This window comes from Francisella sp. SYW-9, assembly GCF_008711465.1.
GTDB lineage: Bacteria > Pseudomonadota > Gammaproteobacteria > Francisellales > Francisellaceae > Francisella.
On record NZ_VXKQ01000018.1, the window covers coordinates 136,415 to 145,853 of the forward strand.

Below are 9,439 nucleotides of genomic sequence, written 5' to 3' on the forward strand. Positions count from 1 at the left end.
GATGAAAAGGATATTAGTTACAGGGGCTAGTAAAGGAATTGGTAAAGCAATAGCTTTAAAGTTAGCTACTGAAGATAGGCATATTACTATACATTACAATACAGATAAAGCTAGTGCTGAAAGTGTTCGTGATAGTATTCTTGAGAAGGGGTATCAAGCCGATATCATAAGCTTTGATATTTCTAATAATCAGCAGACAGAGCAAGTTATCACTGAATATATTGAAAGTTATGGAGCATTTTATGGGGTGGTAAATAATGCAGGTCTTTGCATTGATACTGCATTTCCTGCTATGACAAAAGATGAATGGTCAAATGTTATAAATACCAATCTTGATGGTTTTTATAATGTTTTGAAGCCTTGTATTATGCCAATGATACAGCTAAGAAAAGGTGGAAGAATTATTACTATGGCTTCAGTCTCTGGTATTGTCGGTAATAGAGGGCAAGTTAACTATAGTGCTGCTAAAGCAGGTATTATAGGTGCGACTAAGGCTTTAGCAGTTGAGTTAGCTAAAAGAAAAATAACAGTAAACTGTATAGCTCCAGGCCTTATTGATACAGGAATGACTGATGATATTGAACATTATGATGAAATTATCAAGCATATACCGATGAAAAGAGCTGGTAATGTAGATGAGGTTGCAAGTCTAGCAGAATATTTAATGTCGGATGCTGCTTCATATATTACTAGGCAGGTAATTTCTGTAAATGGAGGGATTGCCTAATGCATAGAGTCGTTGTTACAGGTATGTCGGGGGTGACAGCTCTTGGAAGCGATATCGATACTATTTTTGATTCATTATTAGCTGGTAAAACTGCGATTAAAAGAATGCCTTGGGATGATATACAAGGTTTAAATACTAAACTTGGTGCTCCTATAATAAACTTTAAAACACCAAATTACCCACGTAAGAAAGTACGAGGTATGGGATTGGTTTCAAAACTAGCAACAGTTGCAACGGAGCAAGCATTAGATGATGCAGGTTTACTTGATCAAACAGATATTTTAACTAAAGGTAGAACAGGTGTTGCTTATGGTTCATGCTCTGGTAGTCCACAGCCTTTGTCAGATCTTTTGATGATTCTTACTGATAAAAAGATTGGTAACGTAAATGCAACAACGTATATTAAAGGGATGAGTCATACTTGTGCAGTAAATATTGCCTTGTTTTTTGGCTTAACTGGTAGGCTGATTCCGACATCAAGTGCATGTACTTCAAGTAGCCAAGCAATAGGATATGCGTATGAGGCTATAAAGTATGGTATGCAGGATGTAATGGTTGCTGGCGGAGCAGAAGAGCTTTGTATAAGTCAGGTGGCTATATTTGATACGTTATTTGCTACAAGTCAGATGAATGACACTCCAAGCATTGCACATAGGCCTTTTGATAGAGATAGAGATGGCCTTGTTATAGGTGAAGGTGGTGCTACTTTGATATTAGAGTCTTTAGAGCATGCGCAACAACGTGGGGCAAAAATTTATGCAGAAATTGTTGGATATGGTACAAATTGTGATGCCCAACATGTTACACAACCAACAGCTGAGAAGATGCAGATAGCTTTAAATCTTGCTTTAGAGGATGCTCAAATTACACCAGATATGATTGGCTATGTTAATGCACATGGAACATCAACTGAAATAGGAGATATCGCTGAGAGTATTGCTACACGTGAAGTTTTTAATAGAGATGTCAATATTAGTTCGTTGAAAGGTTACTTTGGTCATACGCTAGGTGCTAGTGGCTCTCTTGAAGCATTGTTAACAATAGAGATGATGAATAGAGGTATGTTTATTCCTAATGCAAACTTGAAAAATGTAGACCCTAGGTGTGCCAGGTTAAATTATCTTGTGGACAATCAGCAGATAGATGCAGAATATGTAATGACAAATAATTTTGCTTTTGGCGGAGTCAATACTTCTTTGATTTTTAAGAAGTTTTGATTGATAGTTTTACTAAAAACACTTTACAGTTCTTTAAATAACTTGTTATGATGTTGCTAACTTAATAGTGATTAGTATTTGAGGAATCGATAATGAGAAAGTCGTTAATTTCATTAGTTGTTGCTAGTTGTGTTGTTTTGCCTTTAACAGGTTATGCATCAGATGATGTTTATAATATGAGTATTAAAAATGCTATGAAACTAATGCCTAAAGATGTGAAAAATCAAATAGGTGATTTTAAATTTTATTTTGGTAAAGATTCTAAACCTCTTACAAGTTCAATTACTGGCACAATACATACTAGTAATAGAACAAATGGTGTCTTTAAAAGTTATCAAAAATCTTGTAATTGGGTTTTTTATTCAGCACTGATTGATCTTGAAAAACAGGCTAAGGCTATGGGAGGCAACGGAGTAGCAAATATTGAATCTAATTGGAAAAACAATCCAACCTCAAGTAAAGATACCTATGTTTGTGGAGATGGTTTAATAATGTCAGGAGTTGCCTTAAAAGGCGATGTTATAAAGTAATTTTTACCCTCATAATCTCTTAAAGATTTAATTTATTGTTTATGGTCTTTTGAGGTTATCTAAATGATTCTTTATCATTGTTCACATTTATACCTATTGGCATTGCACTAAATATTATACTAAATAGCCAATTAGAGTAGTGGCACACCCAGAGGGACTCGAACCCCCGCATCCGCCTCCGGAGGGCGACGCTCTATCCAGTTAAGCTATGGGTGCAATATTGTAATATAATATAAGTAAAACAGGTAAATCTCTAGTAAGGATTTAAAGTATTTATTATTTATAATAAAGTTTGACTAAATATTGTAATAAATAGTAATACTTTAATTGTATTTCTAATAAAAATGATTGATATTTTATATATTGAATTTGTTAATTAGATTATTTTAGATATGTGGAAATATTCGCCATTAAAGACTGTACTAATATTAGCCCCTATAATTTTTTGCTGTGAGTTAGCAATGGAAGCGTATGTGCCAGTATTACCTATTATGGGTAAGAGCTTACACACTACACAGTCTATGGCTCAGCTAACAATATCAGTCTTTCTTATAATCTCAGGAGTTGGTCAGCTAATCTTAGGACCCTTATCTGATCAGATAGGACGATATAAAGTGATTTTAATGTCAGCTATACTCTTTCTATTTGGAACTTTATTTTGTGCATTATCTCCAGGAGTAAAGTTTTTAATATTATCAAGAGCTATTCAAGCTGTGGGAGCATGTGGATTGAGTGTCGTAGCTTTTGTTATTATCCGAGATGCTTTTTCGGGAAAGCAAAGTTCAATGGTATATAATCTAGTTGATGCAATAGTATCAATGTCGCCTATATTAGGCCCACCAATAGGTGTTACTTTAGCATTATTGTTCAATTGGCAGTCTATCTTTATATTCTTATTTATTTTATCAATAATGATGCTTTTGATAATTATGTTTTTTGTTAAAGAAAGCTTGCCTGTTGAAAGAAGGAAAAAATTCTCTTTTGATATTATTTATAGGTATTGGACGGTATCTAAGTCATTACAGTTTTGGGCTTATTCAATATCTGCAGTATCTGGAATGTCTGCATTTTTAATATTTTTTACTATGATTCCATACATAATTATTTATTTAGAAGACCCTTATACCAAGATCTATATTATGTTTGGATTTACAGGCGTAGCTTATTTGATAGGTGCAGTATTTGCTAGCTTTATTGTCAATCATCTAGGAGTTTTTAGAACCACTATAGTTGGTGTTGTATGTGTGTTTATCGCTGGCATACTTTCCTTGGCTTCTTATGTTGGCTTTGGTTTAAGTTTGTGGATGTTTTTTGCCCCGTGTTTTTTTGCTGCTTTTGGATGCGCAATTGCAGCAGGTACAGGAGCTAGTGGTAGTATGGAACCATTCTTTGAAATTGCAGGAGTAGCCTCAGCAATGTTTGGTACTATGGAATTATCATTAAGTGCGATAGTGGTTGGTATAGCAATGTCATTTCCTGCAACTTCAGCATTACCAATTGCTTTAACTATGTTAATTACATCGGCTTTTGCACTATTTTTATTATTTATATTGAGCATTAGTAAAAAAGATTTAGATTGATTTGTGTATGAAGAATAACTTAAATTATTACAATTTTTAGGCTATTTGTTTAGTATATATTATATCTACATGAAAAAGTGAATCAAAAAAACTACTTTAATATCCAGTTTAAATGATCATTATTACGCTATATTAAGCAACTATATAAAGAATATTAGTTTTAGTAGGATATATAGTATTTTAGGTATTAAGCAATGGATAAGTATGAATGTTGTTAAAAGGTTTCCTATTTTAGTATATGTTGTGTTTTTAGGGTCTATAAGCATTAGAACAATATACTTTATGCTTTGGCCATTCTTTGCTGTTGTATTTGATAAAAACTTCGGACTATCCATTATAACAACAGGGGTGTTGATAGCTTCAGGTGTTTTAGTTTCTATTCTATGTGGTATTTATGCAGGTGTTTTATCAGATAGGATTAGAAAAAAAGTAATATTAATTACAGCTATAAGTATTTTGATTCTAAGTACATTTATTTTAATTTTTACTCAAAGTTTATTATTTTATGTGATTCTTTTATACAGTATTGCCTTAAGTAAGGGAGTAACAGATACTATTTTTAAAACAATAATTTCTGATGAAATACAAGATTCTCAAGTTAAAGAATTAGCATTTTATCTTTTGTATTATGCTGTTAATATAGGTGGTGCTATTGGACCATTTTTAGGGGTAAGTTTTGCATTAGTTTATCCAAGTGCTACTTTTACCGTTATATCATTAGTACTTTTACTTTTATTAGTTTTATTTATCATAATATTTAAAAATAAAGTTCAAGTAGCTTCAGAAAAGCAGTATTCTTTCTTTGAGTCGTTATATGTTGTTAAAAACGATATTTCATTTATTTTGTTAATCTTATCCTTTTTATTAGTGATGTTTGTCTTTGATCAGTTTGACTCTACATTAGTACAGTTTTTCTCAAGAGAAAATGATTCTCAGTTAATATATCTTGTTGGAGCTTTAATGATTATAAATTGTATAACTATTTTAGTTTTCCAATTTCCACTTTTAAAAATAATATCGAATCTATCTGATAAACATAAGGTTTATTTAGGAATCTTATTTTTTGCTATTGGTCAGATTATATTTGCATTTACACCTACACTTTTATTTGTAGGCTGGATATCTGCTACCATTATTTTAACATTAGGTGAAATTATTTTATTTTCTACAATCAATCTTCAAATAGATAAAATGGCGCCGAGAGATCTAAAAGGAGCATATTTTGGGTTTTCTAATTTATATAGTTTAGGATTATGTTTAGCACCTGTTGTAGGGGCAATATTGTTAGCAAAGTTTGGCAGAACTATATTATTCTTAATTATGAGTATTATATGCATAGCAATATTTTTAATCTATAGAAGGGCATTGATTTTATATAGTAAAGGATAAATCCGTTTGTAATTAAGAGAGAGTATCTATTATTGAAGCTAATTTAACTGGTTTATCCCAATCTATAGCATGTCCTGATTTTGAGAAATGGATGACGTTAATAACAGATTTATATTTGATAAGATTAAGGGATTTCTGTGTATCATTAGGATTTAAAATCTTATCATTTTTAGCTAAGAAAAATGTTGTTGGAGTTTTGATGTTAGTGAAGTTTTTTAAGTTAGTTTTATTTGAAACCCATGAGGTTAGATATTTCTTCTGTTTGGCATAAGTTTTATTTGTTGGAAAAAGTTTAGAAATATCTGGATTTATAAATCGAGCAGTATTTTTAGCTAAGTCTTTTGATGAATAATTGTATAAGTTGTTACTAAAGACATAATTATATACATCGGTCTTAGTTTTTAAGATGGGTTTTTCAGCTAGTTTTTTAGGTAACTTAGGCTTTTCATCCAAAGGTACCGCTGGAGATATTAGGAAAACTTGCCTAAAAGCTTTAGGATTGTCAAATTCTGTTTGTAAAGCAATGGCTCCACCCATTGACCAACCTAGCAGATATGTTTCTTTTAAGTTTAACTTTTTAATAAAGGCATTTGTATCTCTAGCTAGATCATTAATAGAGTAGCTTAAATTTGAACTATCTTGATCTGTATTGATACCACGATAATCAAGAATATAAAGATTGTATTTTTGAGATAGTCTTTCTATAAAATCTTTTGGCCAGAAGTTTGCTGTAGTACCAATACCTGTTAGCATGACTAAGTTCGGTTTGCTTTTAGAATTATCAACTTGATAATAATGAATTTTATTTTTGTTTATTTCTATCTGTTTACTTTGGATATCTAAAGCAAAAACATTTATTGAAAAAAGTATTATTAGTATTGGAATAAGAATTAGCTTTTTCATATTTAGGAAGGTTTTATATTTAAAAGTTAATTAAATTTTAACAAAAAATAAAAAAAATTCTTGAAAAAGAATCTTTTGACTCAATATGTATGAATGCAAGTGCTTAGAACTTAAGGTCGTTCTAAGATGCAGATAAATTCAAACTTTAACAAAACAATAGTTAATTTAACAAAGGAGTAAGATTGTTATGAACATTCGTCCATTACAAGATAGAGTATTAGTTCGCCGTGCAGAAGAAGAAACAAAATCTGCGGGTGGGATTATCTTAACTGGTAGTGCTCAAGAAAAACCAAGTGAAGGTGAAGTTGTAGCTGTTGGTAACGGAAAGAAGTTAGAAAATGGCACTACACTACCTATGGATGTAAAGGTTGGTGATAAAGTACTATTTGGTAAATACTCAGGTAGTGAAGTAAAAGCAGGTGATGAAACTCTTCTTATGATGAGAGAAGAAGATATCATGGGTATTATTGGATAAAAATGAGATTAGATAGGCTAAGAAAACTAGAGCTTGATTTTTTTGAGGTTTATCCTCAGGGTTTTAATGATCCTGAGATGCAGAAGATTGCTAAGAAACATAATATAGATAAGCTATCTGAGTTGACTCAACAAACCTTCTCAAATAGTAGCTCTATCTCTGTAGATGCATTTCTTGAAGATATTGTAAGGATTGTATCAAGATCATCTATGGTGTCGATGTTTGAAAAACCTAAGTTTAAGGAATATATACATCACTTAGATGATATCCAAAAGCAGAAGTTTTCAGAAGCCTTAATTAATCTTGTTACCAAACAACAAAAAAAAGGTTTTGAAGATCTTGTTGCAATGCTTAGTAAAGCTAAGCTTGCGAAATGGAGTCTGATAACAATATGTTTGTTTTATTTTAATCCTCAAAAAGAGGTATTTATAAAACTGACAGTTACTAAAGATGTTATTAGCTTCTTCGAGCTACAAGATTTAGTTTACAAACCTACCCCTACATGGGAGTTTTATAAAAAATACAGAGATATCATTAATAGTATGAAGAAATCTGTAGATAAAAGCTTTACTACTAATAATGCTGCATTTACTGGTTTTATAATGATGTCTTTAAACAGTTTAAAGAAATAAAAATTTAAAAAAACTCTAAGGAGAAATAAATATGGCTGCAAAACAAGTTTTATTTTCAGATGAAGCTCGTGCAAAAATGCTTGATGGTGTTAATACTTTAGCTAACGCTGTAAAAGTTACTTTAGGCCCTAAAGGTCGTAACGTTGTTTTAGATAAGTCATTTGGTGCACCTACTATCACTAAAGATGGTGTATCTGTCGCAAAAGAAATCGAATTAGAAGATAAGTTCGAGAATATGGGTGCTCAAATAGTGAAAGAAGTAGCATCAAAAACTGCTGATGTGGCAGGTGATGGTACTACTACTGCGACTGTACTTGCTCAGGCTTTACTTACAGAAGGTCTAAAAGCAGTTGCTGCTGGTATGAATCCTATGGATCTAAAAAGAGGTATTGATAAAGCTGCAGGTAAATTAGTAGAAGAGCTAAAAGTACTTTCTAAGCCTTGTTCTGATGCTAAATCTATTGAGCAGGTTGGTACAATTTCTGCTAACTCTGATGCTACAGTAGGTAAGCTTATTGCTGAAGCTATGGCAAAAGTTGGTAAAGAAGGTGTAATCACTGTAGAAGAGGGTAAAGGCTTTGAAGATGAGCTTGATGTAGTTGAAGGTATGCAGTTTGATAGAGGTTATTTATCGCCATATTTTGCTACAAATCAAGAAAATATGACTACTGATTTAGAAAGTCCGTACATCTTACTTGTTGATAAGAAAATTTCTAATATTCGTGAGTTACTTCCAGTATTAGAAGGTGTTTCTAAGTCTGGTAAGGCTCTATTAATCATTGCTGAAGATGTAGAAAGCGAAGCATTAGCTACTTTAGTTGTAAACAACATGCGTGGTGTAGTTAAAGTATGTGCTGTTAAAGCTCCTGGTTTTGGTGATAGAAGAAAGGCTATGTTAGAAGATATTGCTATTTTAACTGGTGCTACAGTTATCTCTGAAGAGTTAGGCATGAAGCTTGAAGAAGCAAGTATGGAACACCTAGGTACTGCAAATAGAGTACAAGTAACTAAAGATGACACTACAATCATTGATGGTGCTGGTGATAAAGAAGCTATCTCTAGCAGAGTAGCTCAAATCAAAGCAAACGTTGCTGAGGCTACTTCAGACTATGATAAAGAAAAGCTTCAAGAAAGATTAGCTAAGCTATCTGGTGGTGTCGCTGTGATTAAAGTTGGTGCTATCACAGAAGCTGAGATGAAAGAGAAAAAAGACCGTGTTGATGATGCTCTACATGCTACGCGTGCAGCTGTAGAAGAAGGTATAGTTGCTGGTGGTGGTGTTGCTCTTATTAGAGCTCAAAAAGCTCTTGATGGTTTAACTGGTGACAATGATGATCAGAACCATGGTATAGCTCTACTTAGAAAAGCAATCGAAGCTCCTCTAAGACAGATCGTACAAAATGCTGGTGGAGAGTCTTCTGTAGTTGTAAATGAAGTTAAAGCAAAAGAAGGTAGCCACGGTTATAACGCAGCTAACGACACTTATGGTGATATGGTTGAGATGGGTATCTTAGATCCAACTAAAGTTACTCGTTCAGCTTTACAACATGCTGCTTCAATTGCTGGTCTAATGATCACAACAGAAGCTATGGTTGGTGAGATCAAAGAAGATGCTCCAGCTATGCCTCCTATGGGTGGTGGCATGGGCGGTATGCCAGGCATGATGTAATTTAAAATATTATGTGCTAATTCTTAACATCTGATTAGCATTTCTTTGAAACTCGTAAGAGCTTTTCTCAATACTATATTTATAATTATTTTTATCTAATACTTCCAATACTTTATCTAAGTGTTTAGATCTATTTGATTCTAAATCAAGTATTGGGAATATTCTTGCCTCAGATTTTGCTAATCTACACATTTCTAAAATTGATTTTATATGAAAGTCTAGATCTAGGTGCTTACTATATAAAATAAAAGGGGCTGTCCTAGATAAGTTTACTTTAAACTCTCTCTAACCCAGTGTCTAATTAGCTTTAGCTGCTC

General features: G+C 32.5%; 10 protein-coding genes and 1 tRNA gene. 8 read left to right on the plus strand and 3 right to left on the minus strand.

Annotation, left to right across the window (positions count from 1 at the left end):
- The first annotated feature begins 1 nt into the window (after position 1).
- The 3 genes from fabG to F3D62_RS09300 all read left to right on the plus strand — a co-directional run bounded on the left by fabG (position 2) and on the right by F3D62_RS09300 (position 2,474).
- Entirely contained in the window at positions 2–727 is a 726-nt protein-coding gene (gene fabG / locus F3D62_RS09290; protein ID WP_150467969.1) for a 3-oxoacyl-ACP reductase FabG, read from the plus strand.
- Positions 727–1,944: a beta-ketoacyl-ACP synthase gene (locus tag F3D62_RS09295; protein ID WP_150467970.1), complete on the plus strand. Its 1,218-nt coding sequence runs from the start codon at positions 727–729 to the stop codon at positions 1,942–1,944. The genes fabG and F3D62_RS09295 overlap by 1 nt, the downstream gene beginning before the upstream one ends.
- A 92-nt stretch (positions 1,945–2,036) precedes the next feature.
- Positions 2,037–2,474 carry an excinuclease gene (locus tag F3D62_RS09300; protein ID WP_150467971.1) on the plus strand — a complete coding sequence of 146 codons (438 nt, stop codon included), beginning with the start codon at positions 2,037–2,039 and terminating at the stop codon, positions 2,472–2,474.
- Positions 2,475–2,614: 140 nt separating this feature from the next.
- Here the strand turns inward: F3D62_RS09300 and F3D62_RS09305 are convergent.
- A tRNA-Arg gene (locus F3D62_RS09305) sits at positions 2,615–2,690 on the minus strand.
- A 176-nt stretch (positions 2,691–2,866) separates the two neighbouring features.
- On the opposite strand from F3D62_RS09305, the gene F3D62_RS09310 reads away from it, so the two are divergent.
- Positions 2,867–4,054: a multidrug effflux MFS transporter gene (locus F3D62_RS09310; RefSeq protein WP_150467972.1), complete on the plus strand. Its 1,188-nt coding sequence runs from the start codon at positions 2,867–2,869 to the stop codon at positions 4,052–4,054.
- 204 nt (positions 4,055–4,258) lie between these two features.
- Positions 4,259–5,443, plus strand: a complete 1,185-nt coding sequence (locus F3D62_RS09315) for an MFS transporter (RefSeq protein WP_150467973.1) — start codon at positions 4,259–4,261, stop codon at positions 5,441–5,443.
- Positions 5,444–5,455: 12 nt separating this feature from the next.
- On the opposite strand, the gene F3D62_RS09320 is transcribed toward F3D62_RS09315, so the two are convergent.
- A complete protein-coding gene (locus F3D62_RS09320; protein ID WP_150467974.1) occupies positions 5,456–6,346 on the minus strand; it encodes an alpha/beta hydrolase in 891 nt (296 codons plus the stop codon).
- A 187-nt stretch (positions 6,347–6,533) separates the two neighbouring features.
- Between F3D62_RS09320 and F3D62_RS09325 the strand changes: the two genes are divergently transcribed.
- From F3D62_RS09325 to groL, 3 genes are read left to right on the plus strand one after another with little or no spacing between them, the layout of a single operon-like run.
- Complete coding sequence (locus F3D62_RS09325) at positions 6,534–6,821, plus strand: co-chaperone GroES (protein WP_072713209.1); 288 nt, start codon at positions 6,534–6,536, stop codon at positions 6,819–6,821.
- 2 nt (positions 6,822–6,823) lie between these two features.
- Positions 6,824–7,453, plus strand: a complete 630-nt coding sequence (locus F3D62_RS09330; protein WP_150467975.1) for a hypothetical protein — start codon at positions 6,824–6,826, stop codon at positions 7,451–7,453.
- A 31-nt stretch (positions 7,454–7,484) separates the two neighbouring features.
- A complete protein-coding gene (gene groL, locus F3D62_RS09335; protein WP_150467976.1) occupies positions 7,485–9,122 on the plus strand; it encodes a chaperonin GroEL in 1,638 nt (545 codons plus the stop codon).
- Between the two features lie 9 nt (positions 9,123–9,131).
- Here the strand turns inward: groL and F3D62_RS09340 are convergent, their stop codons facing one another.
- A complete protein-coding gene (locus F3D62_RS09340) occupies positions 9,132–9,314 on the minus strand; it encodes a hypothetical protein (protein ID WP_150467977.1) in 183 nt (60 codons plus the stop codon).
- Positions 9,315–9,439 lie beyond the last annotated feature (125 nt).